Here is a 21,894-nt window from a genome sequence, read left to right on the forward strand (position 1 = left end):
CGTATGACAGGCGACGGGGACAGCGATGGCGACGGCGGTCGCCACCGCCAGAGCCGGCTGTTCACGGACGATAACGGCGAGTTCGACGCCGAGCGCGCCCGCGACGAGTCCCTCCCCGTGGAGGACGGCGAACTCGTCGATACCGACGAGTTGGCGGACCACCAGCGCTACGTCGAGGGACGGGGCATCTACGACGAGCGCAACCGGGTCAACGATCTCACCGGCAAGGAGTGGAAGTACGCGACCAAGTCGGTGATCGCCGAGGGCTACCCGCCCGACGTCCAGCACGACCTGCGCAGCGAGCACGGCGGGCAGAAACCCCCGCGACTCTGCGCGGCGTTGATCGGTCGGTTCAGCAAGGCCGGCGACACCGTGCTGGACCCCTTCGCGGGCGTCGGCGGCACGCTGCTGGGCGCGAGTTTCTGCGAACACGAGGGAACCGGGCTCCGGGAGGCGATCGGCTTCGAGCGCACCGAGCGCTGGGTCGAGATCTACGAAGAGGTCCTCGAGCGCGAAAACGAGGAACGGCGCGACCGGGGCGAGCCGCCCCTCGAGCCCCAGGACATGCGCCGCGGCGACTGCGCCGACCTGATCGAGGACGTGCCCGACGACTCGGTCGATCTCCTGCTGACCGACGTCCCCTACTGGCACATGGACGAACTCGAGCAGACGCGCAACGAGCGGGCGATCCGCGAGAGCAAGCTGGGGTCGTTCGACGGCGGTGGCGACGGCGATGAAGCCGCTGGCGACGACGACCCGGATGGCGGTGCGGACGGCGACGCCACGCAGACCAAAGACGAGTGGCTCGCCGACATGGCCGCCAAGTTCGACCGCTTCGCCGACGCCGTCGACCCCGAGGGTCACGTCGTCGTCTTCATCGGGGACATGTACCGCGACCAATCCTACGAGTTCCTCTCGGCCGACCTCGCGCGGGCCCTCGAGTCGTCGGCGCCGCTGACGCTCGCGGCGAACCTGATCTGGTACGATCCGACGAAGGACCTGCACGTCTACGGCTACCCGTTCTCGTTCGTCCCGTCGATGGTCCACCAGAACGTCCTCGTCTTCCGCGTCGACGACGAGTAGCGCGGCGCTGACGGCGGTTTCGAACCGCTCGTCCGACGTTCGTCACACCGTCTGACTTCCGTCAGTCGGTCGTCTGACGGGATTTTATGCCCGGTGCCGACCACGCTACGCATGGCGCGCGACAGTCGGAGTTCAACTCCACCCCCATCCCTCACTCACACTCACGCACTCACCCACCCCCACACTCCGAGCGCGCCTCGAGACATCCTGCTCCCTTTCCCGTTTTCCCGTTGCTCCTCAGCGATGCGTCGACGGTCGCCGGTCACCGACGGCGACCGCACCGACAGGTCAGGCGCTCGCCGCCAGCGCCGACCGGACCTCCTCGGCGTGATCCGTCTCGACGATCAGCGCCACTTCGTCGCCCGCCTCGAGTTCGGTCCCCGGCAGCGGAATCGTCAGCGACTCGCGCTCGCGACCGTGGGCGTAGATGCGGGCCGATGCGGGCAGATCGAGTTCGCTCATCCGCTTGCCGACGGCCGGCGAGTCCGCGCCGATCTCGAGGACGGTCAACTGCAGGTTCGTCGCGAGGTCGGCGACGACGTTGAAGTCACCCCCGAGCATGGCAGTTTTGGCGCCCGCCGCGCCCAGCCGTTCCGGGTAGATGATTTCGTCGACGTCCTCAGCGTACTTCTCGTAGATGTCCTCGCGGTAGTCCTCGTCGATCCGCAGCACCGTCCGACAGCCGTGGTGTTTCCCGACCATGCAGGCCGCGAAGTTGACGTTGAGATCCGGCGTGAACGCGCCGATGGCGTCGGCCTCGTCGATGCCGGCCTCGAGCAGGGTCTCCTCGTCCGCGCCGTCGCCGAGAACCGTCTCGAACCCGTCCTCGGCGGCGCGGTCGGTTCGATCGACATCGTTGTCGACGACGACGAGGTCGTGGCCCTCCTCGGCCAGAATGGTCGCCGTTCGAGAGCCGACCCGTCCGTATCCCACGATGACAAACCTCATGGTATCACAGTACGCGTTCCGGCGTGAAATACGTTCGTCCGGTCGGCGCGGTCGCCGCTCCGTCGTCATCGCCGGATTCGGACGGGAGACGCCGCCGAGTGACTCCGAGATGCGCTCGTTCGGATTCTTGACATTCCTGGCGAGTATGCACGAATTTGCATTATTTTGGCGTCGGCGCGGACAAGAACCTTTAACTAAGCCGTCTTTCTATGCTCGAGCATCCAATATGGGGGCTATCGAACGGTACTTCGGCTTCGACGAGCACGATACCGACCTCGAGACCGAACTGATCGCCGGGCTAACGACGTTCCTGGCGATGTCGTACATCATCGTGGTCAATCCGATCATCCTCGGCGAGGCGATCACGCTCGAGGGGTACGGACCGGGCGAAGTCCGGCAGATGATCACCGTCGCGACGATCCTCGCGTCGGTGGTCGCCATTTTCGTGATGGCGTTCTACGCGAACAGGCCGTTCGGCCTCGCGCCCGGGATGGGGCTGAACGCCTTCTTCGCCTACTCGGTCGTCCTCGGACTCGGCGTGCCGTGGCAGGTGGCGCTCGCGGCGGTGTTCGTCGAGGGGATCATCTTCATCCTGCTGACCGCGGTCGGCGCTCGCCGCTACATCATCGAGCTCTTCCCCGAACCCGTCAAGTTCGCCGTCGGGGCCGGGATCGGCGTCTACCTCCTCTTCCTGGGGCTGCAGGAGATGCAGATCGTCGTCGCGGACCCCGAGACCCTCGTGACGATGGGGAACGTCGCGACGAGCGCCGTCGCGGCGCTCTCGGTCGCCGGCCTCGCGCTGATGCTCGTCCTGCACGCTCGCGGCGTTCGCGGCGCGATCGTCATCGGTATCCTGGCCACCGCCGTCGCCGGCTGGGTGTTGACCGCCCTCGGCGTCGTCTCCCCCGGAACGCTGACCCCGCAGGGGAGCATCGTCACGAGCGTCCAGTACGACTTCACGCCGCTGGTCGCCGGCTTCGTCGACGGACTCGGCATGATCGCCGAGGATCCGCTGGTGTTCGTGCTCGTGGTCTTCACGTTCTTCTTCGTCGACTTCTTCGACACCGCGGGGACGCTCATCGGCGTCTCCCAGATCGGCGGCTTCCTCGACGAGAACGGCGACCTCCCCGAGATCGAGAAGCCGCTGATGGCCGACGCGGTCGGGACGACCGTCGGCGCGATGATCGGCACCTCGACGGTGACGACCTACATCGAATCCTCGACCGGCGTCGAGGAGGGCGGTCGGACCGGCTTCACCGCGCTCGTCGTCGGCATCCTCTTCCTGCTGTCCCTGGTGATCGTTCCGGTTATCACCGCCATCCCGCAGTACGCGACCTACATCGCGCTGGTCGTCGTCGGGATCATCATGCTCCAGGGCGTCGCCGACATCGACTGGCAGGATCCGGCCTGGGCGATCGCCGGCGGGCTGACGATCACCGTCATGCCGCTGACCGCCTCGATCTCGAACGGGCTCGCGGCGGGCATCATGAGCTACCCGGTCGTCAAGGCCGCCATGGGCGAGGGTGACGACGTCTCGCTGGGCCAGTGGACCCTCGCCGTCGCCTTCGTCCTCTACTTCGCGACGTACTTCGCGGTCCAGGCCGGCATGATCTCCTTCTGAGGGCCCGTCCCTCGCCGGACCTTCCCGTCCGGCCGTAACCGCAATCGAACACCGGCAACCGCTCGGCCGACCGGTGGGCTGATACGTCTTCCGTAGCTACACGCGGGTATGGCCGACATCACGCTGTACGAACTCCCCGGCTGTCCCTACTGCGCGAAGGTCCGCTCGAAACTCGACGAACTCGACCTCGAGTACGACGTGACCGAGGTTCCCCGGTCCCACGAGGACCGAACCGAAGTCGAACGGGTCAGCGGCCAGACCGGCGTGCCCGTCATCACCGACGAGGCCAACGGCGTCGAAGGGATGAACGAAAGCGACGACATCGTCGAGTACCTCGAAGAGACGTACGCGTAACCGCGAGCGCCCCGAATCGCGGCTCGGCTCTCGTTTTTCCATCTTCGACCGCTGACCGTCTCGAGTAGCAGTACTGACCGCCGGCGGCGCATCGGCGCTCGAGCGGAGTAGTGTCTTACGTTACCAATGCGGCCGCTACCCGGCAGCCCGCTACCGGTTTCGGAACCCTTGAGACGAGGTATTAGAAATACTGACCGTGACTCGCGCACGGCTCTTCGCATCCCTCTGCGGACTCGTCTTCTTCATCAACCTCGCCAGGGTGGTCTTCGCGCCGCTTTTGGACGTCTTCATCGGGGAGTTCGCGATCGGCGAGGCGACTGCGGGACTCATCGTGACGCTCGCGTGGCTCGGGAGCGCCTCGCTCCGGCTGCCGACGGGCTGGCTGCTGACGCGGCTGCCGCGCCACCAGGTCGTGCTCGGCTCCGGTACGTTTCTCGCGGTCTCGTCTGGTATCGCCGCCAGCGCAACGACAGTCCCGCACCTGATGGCCGGCGCGTTCCTCATGGGCGTCGCGTCCGGCGTCTACTTCGTCTCGGCGAACCCGCTGCTGAGCGAACTGTTCCCGTCGCGGGTCGGCCGCGTCGTGGGGATCCACGGCGCGGCCAGCCAGATCGCTGCGGTGATCGCCGCCCCGTTCGTCGCGCTCACGCTGTTCGTCTCCTGGCGGCTCTCGCTGTGGGCGATCGCCGTCGGCACGGCGCTGATAACGCTCTACACCTGGATCGCCGCGAAAAACACCGACCTCCCGACGGCGGGACAGGCCGATCGGGACTTCGTCGCCGGCGCGCTCTCGGAGTGGCGCCTCATCCTCACGTCGCTCGCGATCGTCGGCGCGCCCGTCTTCGTCTGGCAGGGCGTGTTCAACTTCTACGAGCTGTACATGCAGTCGAAGGGGCTCTCCGACGGAATGGCGGGGCTCCTGCTGACGGTCGTCTTCGCCGCCGGCGTACCCGCGTTCTACTTCAGCGGCGATCTGGCCGACCGGTTCCCGCACGTTCCCTACCTGCTCGGCGTCGTCGGCGCCTTCGCCGCGAGCCTGTTCGCGCTGACCCTGGTCGAGGGACTGCTCGCACTGGTCGTCCTCACCGCCGTCGTCGGCTTCATCATCCACGCCCTGTTTCCAGCGACGGATACGTTCCTGCTCGAGACGCTCCCGGACTCGACGCGGGGCAGCGCCTACGCGGTGTTCAGTTCCGTCTGGATGCTCTCCCAGTCGCTCGGCTCGTCCGCGCTGGGCGTCCTGCTGGAGCGCGGCTACGGCTACGACGCGGTGTTCGGCAGCGCCGCGCTCTGTCTCGTGGCGCTGGTCGTCGTCCTCGTCGGCCTCGAGCGAACCGGGCGGCTTCCGGGGACGGCCTGACGGCGTACCGACTCGAGGGGCGTCTCAAAATCGAAGCGTTCGGCGCGACGCGGGCTTAGGCCGCTTCCTCGTGTTCCGAGCGCTCGCGGATGACCTTCCGTAGCTCAGCGGCGTTGCGGAGATCGTCGAGTTCCTCGCGCTCGACGAGGGCGGTGCCGTCGACGGACTCCCGTTTCGCGCGGTCGACGACGTAAACCGACTGCGTGTGGGTGACGTGGCCGATCGAGCTCATGATGCGCGCGCGCTTCTCGGCGGCCTTGGTGAACTCGGAGTGGCCGGTGAGAACGACGTCCTCGTCGGCGTCGTCCTCGTCGCGGCTGACGGCCTTGAACGGCGAGCGCAGCGTCGGGTGAACCTCGTAGCCGGCCCGCGTGAGCACCGCGACGACGCGTTCGTCGTCGGGATCCGCCTCGGGGTCGTCCGGTGTCGACTCGGTCTCGTGAACCTCGTCGGCGCCGTCGAGGACGTTGACCGGGCTGGTCAGCGGCGCGTCGAAGAGGTCCTGGAGTTCCATGGCGACCTCGACGGAGGCGTTCATCCCGTCCTCGTACTTCGAGACGGTGCGCCGGGAGACGCCGAGTTCGTTCGCCAGCCGGCCGAGGCTCCAGTCGCGGTCCTCGCGTTCGTCGGCTAACAGGTCGCCGTCGATGTTCACGTAGAGGCCGCCGGGTGCGGCGTAGATCAGCGGCGGCACGTCCTCGATGAACAGGTTGTACGCGGTGTCGGGACTCAGCACGGGCACGCCGTGGCGGAAGTAGACGACGTCCGGTTTGAGATCCTCGTCGCGACTGCGCAGGCCGATCACCATCGGCGTCGCCTCGAGGTAGGTGCCGAGGCGGCGCATCTCGTGACCGGTTTCCTCGTTGAACGCGTCGATGTTGCCGAGGATCTTCACGAGAATGAGGTCCTCGCCGCGACGCGCAGCGACGTCGAAGCTCTTCGGGCGGATCGCACACCGGTCGCTTACCACGAATCCCGCGTCCTCTAACATCGCGGTAACGTTGCCGACCAGTGCGGAGCGGGACATAGGGATATGTAAGCAATTCCTTGTATAAGAGCGTTTCCCCCATGTCCGCCCGCCGTGTAGCGATTCGAATCTGTACCGGCAGTATACTTATATATCGGTTGGGGTCGTCGGGCCGCCCTCGGGCGGGTTTATAGGATCGGCCCGACCCGTTCGCGGCGCCTGAAGCGTCCCGAAAGGGGTTACTCCGCGCCCCCGTTACGGTCGGCCGATGACCATCGTCGGCCTCGACGACACCGATTCCCGCGAGCGCGGGATGTGTACGACCTACGTCGCCGCGCAGGTCGCCGAGCGACTGCGACGCGACGGCGCCGACGTTACGCGCCTCTTACTCGTGCGGCTCAACCCGGCCGTCGAGTACAAGACGCGGGGCAACGCCGCGCTGGCGATCCACGCCGACTGCGATCCCGACCGCGCGTTCGAGATCGCGCGAGAGCACCTCGAGGCGCTCGCGGAGACGGCCGACGAGCGGACGAATCCGGGGCTGGTGGTTGCGGATGTCGATGCCGACGCCGCTGATCCGATCCCCGACGACATCGCTACGTTCGCCCGCCGCGCGATCCGCGAGGAACTCCCGCTCGAGGCCGCGACGGATCTCCTCGAACACCACGAATACCGCGCGTGGGGCGCCGGCAACGGCCGCGGCCGGATCGGCGCGCTGGCCGCCGTCGGCGCGTGGCGGGCGCTCGAGGAGTGGACCCACGAGTACATCTCCTACCGCGAACCCGATCGGTGGGGAACCCCGCGCGAGGTCGACGACGAAAGCGTCTTCGCGGCGGCCGACTGGGGCTATCCCGCGGTCTGGGACACCGTCGACCGGGGCGAAAACGAGACGGTCTGCGTTCCCCACACGCCGGGCCCGATCCTCCACGGCATCCGGGGCGACGACCCCGACGCCGTCCGTGCCGTCGCCGAGCGCATCGACAGCGAACCCGTCGACTCGAGTCAGTTGTTCGTTACGAACCAGGGTACCGACGTCCACCTGCAGGACGGAACGATCGACGCGGTCCGGAACGGCCGCGCCTATCGGCTCGAGGGGCGGGTCGCGACGGTGCCGGAGACGCGACGCGGCGGCCACGTCTTTTTCGAACTCGCAGCGCCGAGTGAGAGGATTGAGACCGCCGAGGGCGAGGGCGAGGACGACCAACCTGTCGCCCACCGCCTCGAGTGCGCCGCCTTCGAGCCGACCAAGCGGTTCCGCGATCGGGTCCGCTCGCTCCGCGTCGGCGACCGGCTCACCGTCTGCGGCGAGGTCTCGCGCGGAACGCTCAAACTCGAGAAGTTCGCGGTTCGAGACCTCGTGACGACCGAGCGAGTGACGCCGACCTGTCCGGACTGTGACCGGCGGATGGAGAGCGCCGGCCGCAATCAGGGCTATCGCTGCCGCGAGTGCGGGACGAGCGCGCCCGGGAAGGAAGAAGTGCCCCTCGAGCGCGACCTCGAGGAAGGATGGTACGAGGTGCCGCCGTGTGCGCGGCGCCACATCGCGAAACCGCTGGTTCGCGGGGGGTTCGACGCGCCGACGCATCCGGAGCGGTAGCGCTGGGAAACGCCCTCACGACGGATACCGCCCGCAGCGTATTCCGCGTTGGCGCGCCCCCGCTCTCGAGTGCGCCATCATGATCGAGGCACCGCTGTAGGCTCTATACGCCCGCAAACGTAGTTTCAGATTAGTCTCGAGTATTTTTCCGCACGATTCGTGTCACACCCGTCCGCGTCCGCGGCGGGTGCGATGGGGCCGCCGTTAGACGCGTCGGCGCGCCGCGAGCAGCGCCACGGCGATGGCGCCGCCGATCAGTCCGGCGGCCGGTCCGAAGCCGGGCATGCCGTCGCCGCCCTCGGCGTCGACGCCGAGGTAGGTCGTCGCCGCTTCGGTGTCCATCTCGGCGAACTCGCGGTCGCCCTCGCCGGGCTCGTAGACGTCGGTGTCGTCGTCGACGAGTCCTTGCTCGGCGAGTGCATCCTGATCGAGTTCTTCGCCGTCGGGATCCTCGACGTAGACGTAGGTCGCGCCCTCGTCGCTCCCGCCGGAGATCTGCGTCAGCACGACGTTCTCGCCGAGGATGCCGTCCTCGAGGAGCGATTCCGTGCCGTTGAACTTCGCGCCCGCCTCGAGTTCGACGGTCTCGTTGTCGAAGTCGAGGTCGACCTTCGCGATCTCGAGTTCGGACTCCTCGAGCGCGGACGCGAACGCGCCGAACTGGCCGGCGTCTTGCTCCTGGCGGATCGAATCCGCAACCGAGGTGAGCGCGGTCTCGGCGAGATCCTCCGTCCCGATCTCCACGTTACCGTCGACGCTGATCTGTTCGTCCTCGGTGGCGGCGTTGAACTCGAAGACGACCCGCTCGTCGCTCATGTCGATCCCGCGGTCGGCGAGTTCGTCCGTGTACGCGTCGTAGTTCTCCGTGTCGCCGGTCGCCGTCGCCTCGAGTTCGACCCGGTTGTCGTCGGTGTAGGTCGCGCTCGCGTCCCACTCGAACGTCGATCGGAGATCCGCGGCCTGCTGGGCCTCGAGTCGAGTCTCGAAGTCCTCGAGTTGCTCGCCGAACTGGTCCGCGTCGTCGCCCTCGAGTTCGTCTTCCATCGAGGCCTCGCTGAGTTCGACGGCGGACGTCAGCAGCGGCGCGTACTCGCCGATCTCGACGGTCCATGTTGCGTCCATCGCCTCGGCGCTCGAGGTGAGGTCGAACTGGACCGTCTCGATCTCGACATTCGTCACCTGCCCGGCGATTTCTTCTGCCTCCTCGCGATCGAGGTCGGCCGTCGAATCGTCGGCGAGTTCGTCGGCGAGATTGTCCTCGAGGTCGTCGATCCCCTCGTAGGTGATCGTGTAGTCGAGTTCTTTCCAGTAGGTGTCTGCACTCTGCTCTTCGAAGCTGTGGTGGTCGATCTCGACCGTCACGTCGCCGCCGAGATCGTCCGCGAGGGAGCTGTACTGCTCCTCGAGCGTCGCTTTCGCGTCGGCTTCAGTTCCCCACTGCTCGGCGGGGTCCGTCAGGAACGCCTGCTCGGTCCCGCGCTCGCTGACCGCGACTTCGTAGCCGTTTTCGGTTTCGGTTTCGGTCAGGTCGAACGCGAACGTCTCCTCGGGCGAGTCGCCCGTCGCCATCGAACTGGCGCCGAAGTCGACGCTTACGTTGCCGGACGTTCGGAACGTGTCGGCGGTCGTCTCGATCGATCCGGAAGTCTCTGCGGACTCGAACAGCGAGGCCTGCTGGGTCGACGACAGCTGCTGGATATCGCCCGACTCGCCGCCCCCGAGCAGCGCGTAGACGTCCGCGTCGAACTCGCTGGTCTCGGCGCTTTGCTCGCCGCTGATCTGGACGTCGAGGTCCTCGACCTCCGGCGGCTGTTCCATCGTGAGCGCGCCGTTAGCCGAGAACATGTCGTCCTCGAGGACGGCGCTTACGTTCCCTTCGGCGTTCTCCAGTTCGCCGTCTTCGACGTCGTCTGCGATGAGGACGTGGGCCAGTCCCTCGGTGACGTCGGCGCCGATCTGGTACTCTTTGACGTCGTTGTCATCGTCCGCATAGACGAGGACGCCGCTCCCGTCGTCGTTCAGGTACAGTTCGTCCGCGCTCTCGAGTGCGTCATCGGTATCCGCACCGGCCTGGGCCTGGGTCGCCCCGGCCAGTCCGCTCGTCGCAAGCACCGAAAGCACCACGAGCACCGCGAGGCCGAGCGCTCGCACCGAGCGCCGCCCCGGTAGCAGTCCCGAATTCGTATCCGTAGGCATGTGCTCTCTCCGTTCTCAGCCCCTACTTATAAATATTCAAACTCGATTTCCCCGACAGAATATCCTCGTTCGACGGACGCGTCGACCGCGATACCGCCGCGGTGGAGAATTCGTGTGCGCTAGCACTCGAGTGCTGGCACCGCGACTCGAGTGCTGGTGCTACGGCTCAACGGTTGGTGCCGTGGGCGGAAAACGCGGGACGCAGAACGCAGAACCGTTAGGAGACGCTGACGCCCTGCCGCACGAGAAAGTCGCTCGCCGCCTTGATCTCGACGGGACTGCCGATGATCCGACAGTACCCCTCCCCCTCGTCGAAGATCGTGACCGTGAACTGCTCCTCGAGCTGCGACTCGAGGTCCGCGATCTCGAGGGTCTCCCGTCGAAGAACGATCTGGGTACTATCGCGCAGTCGCGCCGGATCGGGCATCGTACGGATCGACGTTATCCGGCTCGGGGTTTATGTGTGTCGAAGTCAGTTTGTATCGGTAATGAGTCGGATTCGAGGAGTCTCGCGGCCATCTATCCGGTATTTGCGCACCCTTCGAGTGGCGTTCCGAGAGCGGGCGAGGAGCGGCATTCCGAACCTTCTTGTTGGTGAAACGAATTGTTTCTATTAGTTCGACTATGCGTCCGCTCCTCCGCTATGTCCTGTCGCTGGTCGTCGGTGTCGGAGTGACCGCGGTCACGGTACAGGTCACCGGAACGACCGATCCGATCGTGTGGTCGCTGCTGCCGCTTTACGCCGCGGCGACCGCGCTCGTGGTCGGACACGCGGACGGCTGGGCTCGCCTCCTCCGAGCCGGCCGGAACCGCGGTGGGGGGCAGAAACTCGGCGCAATCGGGGGCGGAGTCGGCGCGCTCACGTTCTCCCTGCTGTTTTCCGTGTCGATCCCCGCCGGCGTCGCGGGGGTGGGACTGTTGCTGTTCGGTCAGGCCCTGACCGTCGCCGATTACGAGGCACAACGCGGCGAGGCCCCTCCTGCCCGTACCCGCGACGGCGGCAGCGCGAACTGATCGCCCTCGACCTCGAGGGCGTTCCCGAGTCGACCGACCGGGCGGCATGGAAAGTGTTTTTCGGCGCGGGCGGTTGGATACTGACAAATGGGGCTCGAGGAGGAGATCGAGGAGATCGAGGAAGAAATCGCCAACACGCCCTACAACAAGTCGACGGAGGCCCACATCGGCCGGCTCAAGTCGAAGCTCGCGGAGAAGAAGGAGAAGCTGGAGAATCAGCAATCCGGTTCGGGCGGCGGTGGCGGCTACTCCGTCGAGAAACACGGCGACGCGACCGTCGCGCTGGTCGGATTCCCGAGCGTCGGCAAGTCGTCGCTGCTGAACTCGCTGACCAACGCCGAGAGCGAGACCGGCTCCTACGAGTTCACGACGCTGGACGTCAACCCCGGGATGCTCCACCACCGCGGCGCGAACATCCAGATGCTGGACGTTCCCGGGCTCATCGAAGGGGCGGCCGCGGGCAAGGGCGACGGCCAGCAGGTGCTCGCGGTCGTCCGCAACGCCGACCTGATCATCTTCGTCCTCTCCGTGTTCGAGATCGACCAGTACGACCGCCTGCAGGAGGAGTTGTACGACATCAACATCCGCGTCGATCAGGAGCCGCCGCGAGTGACGGTGCGCCCGAAGATCAAGGACGGCATCAAGATCACCTCGAGCACCGACCAGGACTTAGACGAGGAGACGATCAAGCACGTGCTCCGCGAGCACGGGTACGTCAACGCCGACGTCAACCTTCAGGAGACCGTCACCATCGACCGGCTGGTCGACGGCCTGATGGAAAATCGCGAGTACATCCCCTCGATCACCTGCGTCAACAAGGTCGACCTCATCGAGCCCGATTACAAGGAAACGGTGGACGAGGAACTCCGCGAACGCGGGCTCGACCCCGAGGAAGTGACGTTCATCAGCGCCGAGAAGGAGAAGGGCCTCGAGGCCCTGAAAGATCGGATCTGGGAGAACCTCGGCCTCATCCGGGTCTACATGGACAAGCCCGGCCGCGGCGTCGACTGGGAGGAGCCGCTGGTCATCGAGGAGGGGTCGACCGTCGGCGAGGCCATCGAGAAACTCGGCGGCGAGATGGAAGAGCGGTTCCGCTTCGCCCGCGTCACCGGCCCCAGCGCGACCCACGACGAACAGCAGGTCGGCAAGGATCACGTGCTCGAGGACGAGGACGTGCTGAAGCTGATTCTGCGGCGCTGAGGCGGATCGAATCTCGAATCTCGTTTCTCCCGTTTTGCCAGCTCGTGTGCCTACCGCTGAAAGTCCCGTCACCGGAGGAATGCGCAATATTATCCGCTTGCTCAGTCGAGTGACGGACGATGTCCGAATTCGGGGTCCTCTCGCTCGTCCCGCCGCTGCTGGCGATCGTCCTCGCGATCGCGACCCGGCGGCCGATGCTGTCGCTGTTTCTGGGGATCTGGTCGGGGGCGATCATCTACACCGAGAGCCTCGGCATCGCGCAGACGTTCGACTGGATCGTGGGCGCGATCATCGCCGACGACGGCTTTCACGTCCAGATCCTGCTGTTTACGCTCCTGCTCGGGTCGGGCGTCGCGCTCATTTGGCGCCTCGGCGGCGCGACCGCCGTCCGCGAGTGGGCCACGGCCCGGCTGCAAACCCAGCGGACCGTCGGGCTGACGACCTGGTTCCTCGGGATGGCCATGTTCTTCGACGACTACGCCAACACGGCCATCGTCGGCTCGACGATGCGCGAGATTTCGGACCAGCTGCGCATCTCCCGCGAGAAGCTCTCCTACATCGTCGACTCGACGGCCGCCCCCGTCGCGACGATCGCCCTCTCGAGTTGGGTCGCCTTCCAGCTCTCGCTGATCGGCGACGCCTACGAGGGCCTCGGAGCGGAAGGAGCGCCGACCGCCTTCGAAACGTTCGTGCGGTCGATCCCCTACAACACGTACGCGCTGCTGGCGATCGTGATGGTCGGGCTGATCGTCTACACCGGCCGCGATTACGGCGAGATGCTCGAGGCCGAACACCGCGCGCGGTCGACCGGGAAGGTGAGCCGCGAGGACGCCCAGCCGCTCCAGGAGGTCGAGAAGGATCTGGGCGCGCCGATCGAAACGCGCCCGATGCTGCGGACGTTCTTCGCGCCGGTGGTCGTCCTCGTCGCGGTCACGCTGGCCGGGGCGTTCTGGACCGGTTACCAGTCGTGGACGGCGTCCCAGGTCGAGGCCGGCGCGCCGACGACCGTGCAGGGTGCGGCGGCCGCGGACGGGTACGTGCAGGTCTTCGTCGATATCGTCGGCGCCGGCGACTTCGCCGGGGCGCTGGTCTGGGGCTCGTTCGCGATGGTCGCGACCGCGATCGCGATCGGGATCGCCTACGACCTCTTCGACCTCGGCACCGCCGTCGACACCGTGCTCGACGGCTTCCGGCTCATGTTGACCGCGGTCACGATCCTCGTCCTCGCGTGGACGATCAGCGCCGTCGCGGAAGCCCTCGAGACGGGGGCCTACGTCACGAATCTCGTCGGCGACGCGATCCCGACGGCCCTGCTCCCGGTGGTCGTCCTGTTCGTCGCCGCGTTCATCGCGTTCACGATGGGCTCGTCGTGGGCGACGATGGGGATCGTGACGCCGATCGCGATCGAACTCGCCTACGACCTCACGGGCGGATTCGACGCGATGCCGGTCGTCGTCGGCGCCGTCTTCTCGGGGGCGATCTTCGGCGACCATTCGTCGCCGATCTCCGACACGACGGTGCTGTCCGCGACGTTCACCGGCGCGGATCTGATCGACCACGTGCGCACGCAACTCCCCTACGCCGTCACCGTCATGCTCGTCGTCGTGATCTGTTACCTGCTCGACGGTTACCTCGGCGTCTCGCCGCTCCTGTTTCTCCCGCTCGGCGTCGTCCTGCTGACCGGCCTCGTGTACGGCCTCTCCGAACTCGACGCGAGTCGGAAGGGACTGCACCCGATCGCCGCGGAGAGGGTGTCGCTCGAGGGCGGTCCCGACCGCGAGCACGGGCCCGAACGCGAACAGGACCGCGACGGGGAGTCCGAGTTCGGCAGCGACTAATCGGCCGCTTCGCCGGCTCCGCCACGTTTTTGCGGTCCGCAGGCGATGTTTCGCGTATGGACGGAATCCTCGACCACACGATGATTCGCGTCGCCGATCTGGAGGAGTCGCTCGACTGGTATCGGACCCACCTCGAGTACGAGGAGAAGGACCGCTACGAGGGCGACGGCTTCACCATCGTCTACCTCGGGCCCGAGGACATGCACGAGGACGGGGCCATGCTCGAGATCACCCACAACGAGGGCGAGGAGCCCGAAGTGGGCGACGCCTGGGGCCACATCGCCGTCCGCGTTCCCGAGGGCGAACTCGAGGACTACTACCAGCAGCTGATGGACGAGGGCGTCGACGACTACCGCGACCCCGAGTCCTGCGGCGGCGACTACGCGTTCGTCACGGACCCCGACGGCCACGAGATCGAGATCGTCCAGCGCGACCCCGACGCGGGCGCGCTCTGGTCGATCGACCACACCATGATCCGCGTCGAGGACGCCGACGAGGCGCTGGGCTTCTGGACCCGAAAGTTCGAGTACGACGAGGTCGGCCGCTGGGAGGCCGACACCTTCGCGAACTACTTCGTCGAGCCCCGCGACGCCCCCGACGAGGCGATGTCCGTCGAACTCACCTACAACTACGACGGCCGCAGCTACGAGCAGGGCGACGCCTGGGGCCACCTCTGCGTCCGCGTCGACGACCTCGCAGAGGACTGGGACCAGCTCCTCGAGCGCGAGGCCGACGACTACCGCGACCCCGAGAGCAACGACAACATGTACGCGTTCACTACGGACCAGGACGGCCACGAGATCGAACTGATCGAGCGCGACCTCGAGGCCGACTCGCTGTTCCCGTTCTAACGCCGCACCGGGCGGCTCCGGGTCCGTCGGCTCGGTAACGGCCGAACGGTACCCGTTTCGTCGTCCCTATTCCGACGGAGATAGCAAGCAGCGGCCGCCCCTCCTTTCACTGCGAACATCTCCCGAACGATTACTGTGATCGTTTGTTTCCAACGGTAATATTGCGGTCGGCGTCGAACCTGCAGTAGACGCACCGATGACCGCGGACCACTGGAACCGGACGAGCGTGCCGAGACGAAAATTCTTAGGCGCAACGGGTGCGATCGGATCGGTCGTAATGGCCGGCTGTTCGAATTCCAACACGAGCGACGAGACGAACGCCAACGGAAACGGGGACCGCTCCGGCGACACTGACGGCTCGAGTGACCAAGACAACCCGGTCGAGGTCACAGTCTACGAGGACGTCACCTACGCCGAGCGCGAGGCCGGCGAGATGAAACTCGACCTCTACGTCCCCGCAACCGACGGTCCGACGCCGCTCGTCGTCTACGTCCACGGCGGCGGCTGGGTTTTCGAGACCCGGAAGAACGCGCCCGACCTCGAGCGGTTCGCCGCCGAGTGGGGCTGCGCGATGGCGAGCGTCAGCTACCGGCTAGCGGAAGTCCCGGCGGACGTAGACTTACCGTTCGACGTCGACCCGGAGAACCCGACGCCGCGGGGGGTCTTCCCCGACCCGATCGTCGACGTGAAGGCCGCGATCAGGTGGCTCCGGGCGAACGCCGACGAGTACGGCTTCGACGGCGAGCGGGTCGCGACGTGGGGCTCCTCCGCGGGCGGTCATCTGGCGGCGCTGGCCGGCGCGGTCGACGACGTGACCGAAATCGCCGGCAACGTCTACCCGGCCGCGGCCGTCGCGAAGGACGTCGCGCCCGACGAGTCCGGGGCCGTCCAGGCCGTCGTCGACTGGTACGGGATCCACGATCTGCTCGAGTTGCCGGGCGGAGAGGCGTCGCTCGAGTCGCTTCTGCTCGGCGGTCCGGTCTCGGAAAATCAAGACGAGGCTCGACGCGCGAGTCCGGTCACCTACGTAACGGAGGACACGCCGCCGTTTTGCATCATGCACGGCCGTCAGGATCAGGTGGTCTCCGTCGAGCAGAGCCGGCTCCTGTTCGACGCGCTGCAGGAGGTCCAGGTCGAGGCGACGTTCTACGAACTCCACGACCTCGGCCACGTCTGGGGCGCCGACTCCGAACGGACGGCGATGAACGTCCTCGAGACTACCCAGCCTGCACAGAGCGTGACGGCGACGGCCCATCTCGAGGCGGGCGAATCGACGAAGACGGCGCTCGCCGACCACCCGCCGGCAGGTCCGGACGCGATCGGCACGTTCCTGGATCGAACGCTGCGGTAACGGGGAGTGGCGGTTAACGTCCGTCGATCGACTGCGGTTACTCCAGATCGACTCGAGGCAACGCGCCGGTCTGAACTGTCGCCGTCGCGACGAAGAGGACGAGGAGGACCACCGTCCAGTGAAACCACGCCAGAAGGGAAAACGGCCACGCCCCGATCCACGCCGCTGTGATCGTAGCGACAGCGACGGTAGAAGCGATAGCGGAGTAGTTGTCCCAAGAACGCCCGTCGCCGTGAACGGCGGACAGGTAGCGTTCCACGTCCGCCAATCCGTCAGTGGGCGTTATTATACCTCGATCGCTGTCGAAAGCGATGACACCGCAATCGTCCATCGTCGGCAGGTGCCCTTGCTGGAGTGCGGTGTAAACCCGTTTGCGTTGGTGGTAGCTGACCGCCTCGAGACGAATGTCGTTCTCCGCTGCGGCGACTCGGCGAGCGAGCGTGTCGAGACTCACGGCCCCACCCTGCCGCTCGAGAACGCGAACGACGTGTCGTCGGCGGGGGTCCGATAGCACGTCGAAGATATCCGCCTCGGAGAGGGTGGACGAATTACTGGAGGGTGTCATTTCTTTCCCGTCGCAAAGCTATTAGAACGTATCAGTATTAATTTATTTAATTCGGATACGTACGGTAGCGTACTACTATAGAAAATGTGTGCGAGCGATCGATCGAAATCAGAAACGGTACGCTCGAGGGCTGATCGACGGTCAGTACGTCAACGTATCGACGACGCGCCCATCGGCGTCCTCGAGGGTGCCGTCTCCCCGTCGTTACGCCAGACGTATCCCTGGTAGCCCGGGCTTCCCCAATCCCGATCGTAATCGGCGTCGGGGACGGACGATGTCCGATCCGTATAGATGACCACTGTCTCGCCGCTCGTCAGCGTCAACGAGGAGAATTCGTATTCGTCGCCGTGGATATCGGCGAGCGCCCAGCCCTCGAGAGAACCCGACTCCGAGCCGGTATTCTCGAGGATGACGTACTCCGCTTCCTCGTCGAGTTCGGTTATTTCGACGCCGCTGTCTGCTTATGAGCTATCGGGCGTAAACGCCGTGAACAACTCTACAAATGCGTCGTCGAAGTTCGTCGTCGTCGGAATCGACGAATCGCCATCGAGGGAATTGCTCGCATCGGTGACCGCGGTATCGGTGAATCCGACGTCCGTCTCGAGGTCGTCGAGGAGCGGGTCGAAGTACTCGAGCGCGCCGGTATTAGCGGCCGTCCCGATCAGGAGCACCGCGCCGCCGGCGTCTGCGAAATCGCTGATCGCCGATCGCTCTGCGGCCGTCAGTTCCGTCGTCGGTCTCGAGAGCACCAGTGCGCGTGCTGCGGGCTCTCCGTTCTCGAGCAGGTCGGGCCCGGGATCGCTCGTCACGTCGTTGACGGCCTCGAGACCAATGAACTCCTCGTCGCCGGGGGCCTGCCCCTCGAGGTAGCGCATGTAGTGGGCGACGTCTTCGGCCGACAGCGCGTAGTCGGCGCCGAACTGGCCGTGACCGCCTTCGACGAGGACTGGACCGGTCGCACTACCGACCGCATCGATTACGTTCGTCAGGAACGGGTAGACGCCGAACTCGTCGATACCGGGGCCGCCCTCGTCGCTCTCGAAGTTCTCCTCGACGAGCGGTCCACCGACGACGGCGACGTTGGCGTCGGCATCTAGGGCGACGAGCGGCTCGCCGCTCTCGGAACGCACCGGAACGTCGTTCCCCGTGACTTCGACCGGTTCGGGGAAAAACAGCGCTTCGACCGGCTCGTCGCCGATCTCCGGCGTCGCCGCGGGATCGGAAAGTTCCCAGAGCCCCCTGCCGGCCGCGCGAGCGTCGGCCTCGAGGTCCCGGAGTTCGTCGTGCGCCTCGAGTCCGGAGTCGTACACTCGCGCGTGGCCGTCCTCGAGGACGGCTTCGTTGTATCGGGTGCCGTCCGGAAGATCGAGAACGCCGAGCAGTCGACCGTAGTTCCCCCGCAGCCCTTCGTTCTCGTCGAACGAGAGCGTCACCGTCTCGCCGTCGAGTAAGTCGACGGCGTAGTCGGTCGCCGCGTCGGCCTTGTCGCGAAGCGCCTCACCGTCTTCGATGCCTTCCCACTCCGCGAATCGCTCGCTCGTGTTCCCGGTTTCGGGGGTGTCGATTCCGAGGATGCGGACGGTTTCGACCGTGCCGTCCTCGAACTGCACGTCGGCCGTATCGCCGTCCGCGACTTCGACGACGTCGACCTCGTACTGTTCCGACGGGCTCAGTTTGGACTCGCTGCCGAGTCCCTCACGGTTTGGAAACAATTGGGGGTACTCCTCGAGGTTGAAGTTCGACGTGGTCGGCACGAACTCGACGCCATCGTTGTTTTGGTCGTCGTACACCTGATCGTCGTTGAACCGGAACGACAGCGCGAGTTCGTCGGCGATTTCGTTGAGGTTCGTCGTTTCGTCGAAGTTGTTGTGATCCGACTGGTCGTGCAGGAAGAGCACGCCGCCGTCGTCGACGAACGACGAGAGCGCCGCGAGTTCGCCGTCGGTGAACGCGTCCGATGGCGAGGTGATCACAACTGCAGCCGCGTCGTCGAGGTCCGACTCGAGATCGGTCGTTGCCTCGTAGGTGTAGCCGCCGTCCTCGAGGTAGTCGCCGACGGCCTGGAAGTCGTCGCCGCCGTTCGACGAGCGCGTGTAGTACTGGCCGTGTCCCTCGTCGTGCAGGACGGTGCCGCTGCCGACCAGCTCGTCGTAGACGTTGTGCAGGAACTCCTCGTTGCCGTACGCGCCGAAGTCGGTATCGGTGGCCGCGAACGGACCTGTGAGTCCGACGACGGTGCCGTCGAGCGCGACGACCGGAATGTCTGTTCCGCCGGGATAGTCGACGGCGTCTCCGTTCCCGTCTTCGTCGCCGTTGTACGCCGTCGACTCCGCCCAGATGGCGACGACCGAATCGTCGGTAAGCGGCTCCTCGTTCGCGTCGAGCAGGCTCGAGACGGAATCGAGCGCGACGGCCGGAATCGGATCCGACACCGGTTCGCCTTCCTCCCCGTCACCGCCCTCGCCGGGTGCGTCGCCGTTCGGATCGTCGGCTGCCGCCTGAATCGTTACGCCGACGTCGTACGCGTCTGTTTCGAGGCCGGTCGTATCGACGAAGACGCCGACCGGAATCTCCGTCCCGACGTCGACTTCGATCGCTCGCGCGTCGGACAGCGGCGCCTCCGAATCCTCGTGATAGAGGTAGACGTCGTCGCCGTCGAAGGCGTCGCTCTCGGTACTGGTCCAGACGAACACGGACTCGGTCCCCTGATTCCGGATGCGCAGGGTGTCGTCGAACGTGTACGCCGTATCGACCCCGAGGCCGTCGCCCTCGGCGTCGCCGCCGCCGAAATCGATGCTGACCGCCTCGCCGTCCTCGTTGCTGACGTGCGCGCCGTTCTGCTCGCCCGGTTCGAGGGCGAGGAACGAACTCGCGTCGTCGACGACGCGTACCGTCATCTGTCTCTCCGCCGATGCCGTCGAGAAGGCGCCGGTACCGACGATCGCGCCTGCGCCCGCCGCCGTTCCGAAACCGAGTATGAGGGTCCGTCGTTTCATTGTCGGAAATCGGAGCGCGATTCGTGTGCTTCGGCCGCCAATGTGGAGGTCGCTTACTCTCGAGTTCGATCGTCGCCGATCTCGAGTCCGGGACCGAACCGCAAGTCCCGAATTGCGCGCCCTCGAACACCGTTTCCGGCGAAACACCCGATCGCGTCCACCTCGCTCGAGGTGGCGGGTATGTATAGTACTAGGAAGCCAGAGACGCGGCCGGCAAACTCAACGCGACCCTGAAGCGGGCTCCACGACTCGTTGTGTCCCTTTCCACGAGTCGTTTCGTCGGCTTTTCTCCAGGGGATGGCTGCGGTTGCACCCAGTCCGATTTCCGCGACCAGCAGATTATTGGCCCTCTCGCGGGAATCTAGTGACCGATGACAGTCCCAACGAAGACCCTGCCGAGTGGCGACGAACTGCCGACGATCGGCTTCGGCACGTGGGAACTCGAGGGCGAGACAGTCAAAGCGTCCGTGGAAGCGGCCCTCGAGGCGGGCTACACGCACATCGACACCGCCGAGGGCTACATGAACGAAGAAGAGATCGGCGAAGTGCTCGCCGACGCCGACGTCGATCGCGACGACCTCTTTCTCACCTCGAAGGTCCTCGCGAAGAACCTCCACTACGACGACGTGATCGCGTCGTGCAAGGAGAGCCTCGAGAAGCTGGGGACGGACTACCTCGACCTGTACCTGATCCACTGGCCCAACCCCGCGATCTCGCTGCGGGAGACGATGCACGCGATGGAGCGGCTCCACGAGGAGGGGCTCGTCCGGAACGTCGGCGTCTCGAACTTCAGCGCCTACCAGCTGAGCGCGGCCCACCACGTCTCGGACGTCCCGATCGCGGTCAACCAGATCGAGTTCCATCCCTGGCTCCAGCGGCCCGACCTCGTCGACTACTGCCGGGAGACGGACACCGTGATCGAGGCCGCGGCGCCGCTCGGGCGCACGGACGTCTTCGGCGACGAGGCCGTTCAGGAATTGGCCGAGGAATACGACAAGTTGCCCGCTCAGATCGTCCTCCGGTGGGCGGTCGACCGCGACGTCGTCGTGCTGCCGCGCTCGACCAGTCCCGCCCACATCGAGGAAAACTTCGACCTGTTCGACTGGGAGCTGTCCGACGACGACCGGCAGCGCCTCGACGAGCGCGACCGAAATCGGCCGGTCTACGATACTCCGGCTCGAGACTGGGACGACGAGGTCTGGGGCATTCCGGAGTAAATTGTTCAAATCGAGCCGCGGTCTCGAGGCCCCGACCGCTTACGGTACCAGCATCGCTTTCGAATCGCCCGTTTCGCCCCACTGCTCGAGTCGATCCTCTGTTACGCCGTACTCGATGCTGTAGGCGTCCCGGCTCCGCCAGCCGTTCTCGCGCAGTTGCGCCAGCGCGTCTCGAGCGGCGGCGCCGTACTGCGCGCCGCTGTGGAAGTACGCGGCGGCGGGATCGAACACGTCCCGGTGGGCGTGGATCGCCGCTCGAGCGTCGTCGACCGCCCAGACGTGGACGTGCGCCCACCCGTCGCCCAGTCGCGGCCGGCGGACGGAGAAGTCGGGTGCGACGAGTTCGCCGGCGTTGCGGTCCCACGCAGCGACTTTCGAGTCGGGGAGCGCGCTCGTCCACCGAAGGGCGGAACCGCCGGTAAACGCGTCGGTGACGGCCGCGAGCGGGTCCACACCCGCATCGTCCGGGACTCGAGCGTGGACGTTGACCGGCATCGCGACGGTCCACGCGCCGTCTTTCACCATGTAGACGCAGCGCGGATAGTCCGTTTCGCGGTCCGCGTCGGCGACGGCAGCCGCGTCCGGTTCCGAGTCCGGCAGCGGTTCGCCGTCCGCGACGCCGACGCCGGCCAGCGAACTCCCGGCGCCGACGATCGCTTGCCGTCTCGTCAGCCTCGGAGTCACGGCTTCTCGTCCGGACGGCGGTCGTCGCGTCGCGATTCGAGCCGCGCCGGCG

Annotated in this window: 19 protein-coding genes; 11 read left to right on the forward strand and 8 right to left on the reverse strand. The window is 66.2% G+C overall.

The genetic code is table 11. From position 1 onward, the window contains the following. The first annotated feature begins 3 nt into the window (after positions 1 to 3). A complete protein-coding gene (locus tag HALXA_RS17020; protein ID WP_013881640.1) occupies positions 4 to 1,083 on the forward strand; it encodes a DNA methyltransferase in 1,080 nt (359 codons plus the stop codon). Between the two features lie 288 nt (positions 1,084 to 1,371). Here the strand turns inward: HALXA_RS17020 and HALXA_RS17025 are convergent, their stop codons facing one another. Continuing rightward, a complete protein-coding gene (locus tag HALXA_RS17025) occupies positions 1,372 to 2,031 on the reverse strand; it encodes a potassium channel family protein (protein ID WP_013881641.1) in 660 nt (219 codons plus the stop codon). A 226-nt stretch (positions 2,032 to 2,257) separates the two neighbouring features. On the opposite strand from HALXA_RS17025, the gene HALXA_RS17030 reads away from it, so the two are divergent. The 3 genes from HALXA_RS17030 to HALXA_RS17040 all read left to right on the forward strand — a co-directional run bounded on the left by HALXA_RS17030 (position 2,258) and on the right by HALXA_RS17040 (position 5,366). Then, a complete protein-coding gene (locus HALXA_RS17030) occupies positions 2,258 to 3,652 on the forward strand; it encodes an NCS2 family permease (RefSeq protein ID WP_013881642.1) in 1,395 nt (464 codons plus the stop codon). 108 nt (positions 3,653 to 3,760) lie between these two features. Beyond that, complete coding sequence (locus HALXA_RS17035) at positions 3,761 to 4,006, forward strand: glutathione S-transferase N-terminal domain-containing protein (RefSeq protein WP_013881643.1); 246 nt, start codon at positions 3,761 to 3,763, stop codon at positions 4,004 to 4,006. 196 nt (positions 4,007 to 4,202) lie between these two features. Next, positions 4,203 to 5,366, forward strand: coding sequence for an MFS transporter (locus HALXA_RS17040; RefSeq protein WP_013881644.1), 1,164 nt, complete (start codon positions 4,203 to 4,205; stop codon positions 5,364 to 5,366). A gap of 55 nt (positions 5,367 to 5,421) precedes the next feature. On the opposite strand, the gene HALXA_RS17045 is transcribed toward HALXA_RS17040, so the two are convergent. Continuing rightward, entirely contained in the window at positions 5,422 to 6,393 is a 972-nt protein-coding gene (locus HALXA_RS17045; RefSeq protein WP_013881645.1) for a transcriptional regulator, read from the reverse strand. A gap of 208 nt (positions 6,394 to 6,601) precedes the next feature. Here HALXA_RS17045 and HALXA_RS17050 point away from each other — a divergent pair, with 208 nt between their 5' ends. After that, entirely contained in the window at positions 6,602 to 7,930 is a 1,329-nt protein-coding gene (locus tag HALXA_RS17050; RefSeq protein ID WP_013881646.1) for a tRNA(Ile)(2)-agmatinylcytidine synthase, read from the forward strand. A gap of 204 nt (positions 7,931 to 8,134) precedes the next feature. On the opposite strand, the gene HALXA_RS17055 is transcribed toward HALXA_RS17050, so the two are convergent. Further along, the gene (locus HALXA_RS17055; protein WP_013881647.1) at positions 8,135 to 10,126 is read right to left on the reverse strand and encodes a hypothetical protein; all 1,992 of its coding nucleotides are present in this window, start codon (positions 10,124 to 10,126) and stop codon (positions 8,135 to 8,137) included. 217 nt (positions 10,127 to 10,343) lie between these two features. Continuing rightward, positions 10,344 to 10,553, reverse strand: coding sequence for a VNG_1110C family protein (locus HALXA_RS17060; RefSeq protein WP_013881648.1), 210 nt, complete (start codon positions 10,551 to 10,553; stop codon positions 10,344 to 10,346). A 197-nt stretch (positions 10,554 to 10,750) separates the two neighbouring features. On the opposite strand from HALXA_RS17060, the gene HALXA_RS17065 reads away from it, so the two are divergent. From HALXA_RS17065 to HALXA_RS17085, 5 genes are all read left to right on the forward strand, one after another. Continuing rightward, a complete protein-coding gene (locus HALXA_RS17065; RefSeq protein WP_013881649.1) occupies positions 10,751 to 11,140 on the forward strand; it encodes a hypothetical protein in 390 nt (129 codons plus the stop codon). A gap of 87 nt (positions 11,141 to 11,227) precedes the next feature. Further along, a complete protein-coding gene (locus tag HALXA_RS17070; protein WP_013881650.1) occupies positions 11,228 to 12,340 on the forward strand; it encodes an OBG GTPase family GTP-binding protein in 1,113 nt (370 codons plus the stop codon). Between the two features lie 119 nt (positions 12,341 to 12,459). After that, the gene (locus tag HALXA_RS17075; protein WP_013881651.1) at positions 12,460 to 14,178 is read left to right on the forward strand and encodes a Na+/H+ antiporter NhaC family protein; all 1,719 of its coding nucleotides are present in this window, start codon (positions 12,460 to 12,462) and stop codon (positions 14,176 to 14,178) included. Between the two features lie 56 nt (positions 14,179 to 14,234). Continuing rightward, positions 14,235 to 15,029, forward strand: a complete 795-nt coding sequence (locus HALXA_RS17080) for a VOC family protein (protein ID WP_013881652.1) — start codon at positions 14,235 to 14,237, stop codon at positions 15,027 to 15,029. A gap of 196 nt (positions 15,030 to 15,225) precedes the next feature. Then, positions 15,226 to 16,380, forward strand: a complete 1,155-nt coding sequence (locus tag HALXA_RS17085) for an alpha/beta hydrolase (protein ID WP_013881653.1) — start codon at positions 15,226 to 15,228, stop codon at positions 16,378 to 16,380. A 37-nt stretch (positions 16,381 to 16,417) separates the two neighbouring features. Here the strand turns inward: HALXA_RS17085 and HALXA_RS17090 are convergent, their stop codons facing one another. The 3 genes from HALXA_RS17090 to HALXA_RS17095 form a co-directional block, all read right to left on the reverse strand. Beyond that, positions 16,418 to 16,945: a DUF7344 domain-containing protein gene (locus HALXA_RS17090; RefSeq protein ID WP_013881654.1), complete on the reverse strand. Its 528-nt coding sequence runs from the start codon at positions 16,943 to 16,945 to the stop codon at positions 16,418 to 16,420. A 149-nt stretch (positions 16,946 to 17,094) separates the two neighbouring features. Next, positions 17,095 to 17,388, reverse strand: coding sequence for a lamin tail domain-containing protein (locus HALXA_RS22825; protein ID WP_083822855.1), 294 nt, complete (start codon positions 17,386 to 17,388; stop codon positions 17,095 to 17,097). 18 nt (positions 17,389 to 17,406) lie between these two features. Continuing rightward, positions 17,407 to 19,842 (reverse strand): DUF4350 domain-containing protein, encoded by a 2,436-nt coding sequence (locus HALXA_RS17095; protein ID WP_216087249.1) that lies wholly within the window; start codon positions 19,840 to 19,842, stop codon positions 17,407 to 17,409. Positions 19,843 to 20,312: 470 nt separating this feature from the next. Between HALXA_RS17095 and HALXA_RS17100 the strand changes: the two genes are divergently transcribed. Next, positions 20,313 to 21,158: an aldo/keto reductase gene (locus HALXA_RS17100; protein ID WP_013881656.1), complete on the forward strand. Its 846-nt coding sequence runs from the start codon at positions 20,313 to 20,315 to the stop codon at positions 21,156 to 21,158. A 39-nt stretch (positions 21,159 to 21,197) separates the two neighbouring features. Here the strand turns inward: HALXA_RS17100 and HALXA_RS17105 are convergent, their stop codons facing one another. Beyond that, positions 21,198 to 21,842 (reverse strand): hypothetical protein, encoded by a 645-nt coding sequence (locus HALXA_RS17105; protein WP_013881657.1) that lies wholly within the window; start codon positions 21,840 to 21,842, stop codon positions 21,198 to 21,200. Between the last annotated feature and the right edge of the window lie 52 nt (positions 21,843 to 21,894).

Source organism: Halopiger xanaduensis SH-6 (genome assembly GCF_000217715.1).
GTDB classification, from domain to species: domain Archaea; phylum Halobacteriota; class Halobacteria; order Halobacteriales; family Natrialbaceae; genus Halopiger; species Halopiger xanaduensis.

What these genes read in the sequence shown, in the direction of transcription:
- HALXA_RS17055 (WP_013881647.1), bottom strand. Translation starts at nt 10,126, where the DNA reads ATGCCTACGGATACGAATTCGGGACTGCTACCGGGGCGGCGCTCGGTG.
- HALXA_RS17050 (WP_013881646.1), top strand. Translation starts at nt 6,602, where the DNA reads ATGACCATCGTCGGCCTCGACGACACCGATTCCCGCGAGCGCGGGATG.
- HALXA_RS17035 (WP_013881643.1), top strand. Translation starts at nt 3,761, where the DNA reads ATGGCCGACATCACGCTGTACGAACTCCCCGGCTGTCCCTACTGCGCG.
- HALXA_RS17075 (WP_013881651.1), top strand. Translation starts at nt 12,460, where the DNA reads ATGTCCGAATTCGGGGTCCTCTCGCTCGTCCCGCCGCTGCTGGCGATC.
- HALXA_RS17060 (WP_013881648.1), bottom strand. Translation starts at nt 10,553, where the DNA reads ATGCCCGATCCGGCGCGACTGCGCGATAGTACCCAGATCGTTCTTCGA.
- HALXA_RS17045 (WP_013881645.1), bottom strand. Translation starts at nt 6,393, where the DNA reads ATGTCCCGCTCCGCACTGGTCGGCAACGTTACCGCGATGTTAGAGGAC.
- HALXA_RS17065 (WP_013881649.1), top strand. Translation starts at nt 10,751, where the DNA reads ATGCGTCCGCTCCTCCGCTATGTCCTGTCGCTGGTCGTCGGTGTCGGA.
- HALXA_RS17085 (WP_013881653.1), top strand. Translation starts at nt 15,226, where the DNA reads ATGACCGCGGACCACTGGAACCGGACGAGCGTGCCGAGACGAAAATTC.
- HALXA_RS17070 (WP_013881650.1), top strand. Translation starts at nt 11,228, where the DNA reads ATGGGGCTCGAGGAGGAGATCGAGGAGATCGAGGAAGAAATCGCCAAC.
- HALXA_RS17090 (WP_013881654.1), bottom strand. Translation starts at nt 16,945, where the DNA reads ATGACACCCTCCAGTAATTCGTCCACCCTCTCCGAGGCGGATATCTTC.
- HALXA_RS17030 (WP_013881642.1), top strand. Translation starts at nt 2,258, where the DNA reads ATGGGGGCTATCGAACGGTACTTCGGCTTCGACGAGCACGATACCGAC.
- HALXA_RS17025 (WP_013881641.1), bottom strand. Translation starts at nt 2,031, where the DNA reads ATGAGGTTTGTCATCGTGGGATACGGACGGGTCGGCTCTCGAACGGCG.
- HALXA_RS17020 (WP_013881640.1), top strand. Translation starts at nt 4, where the DNA reads ATGACAGGCGACGGGGACAGCGATGGCGACGGCGGTCGCCACCGCCAG.
- HALXA_RS17100 (WP_013881656.1), top strand. Translation starts at nt 20,313, where the DNA reads ATGACAGTCCCAACGAAGACCCTGCCGAGTGGCGACGAACTGCCGACG.
- HALXA_RS17080 (WP_013881652.1), top strand. Translation starts at nt 14,235, where the DNA reads ATGGACGGAATCCTCGACCACACGATGATTCGCGTCGCCGATCTGGAG.
- HALXA_RS17095 (WP_216087249.1), bottom strand. Translation starts at nt 19,842, where the DNA reads ATGACGGTACGCGTCGTCGACGACGCGAGTTCGTTCCTCGCCCTCGAA.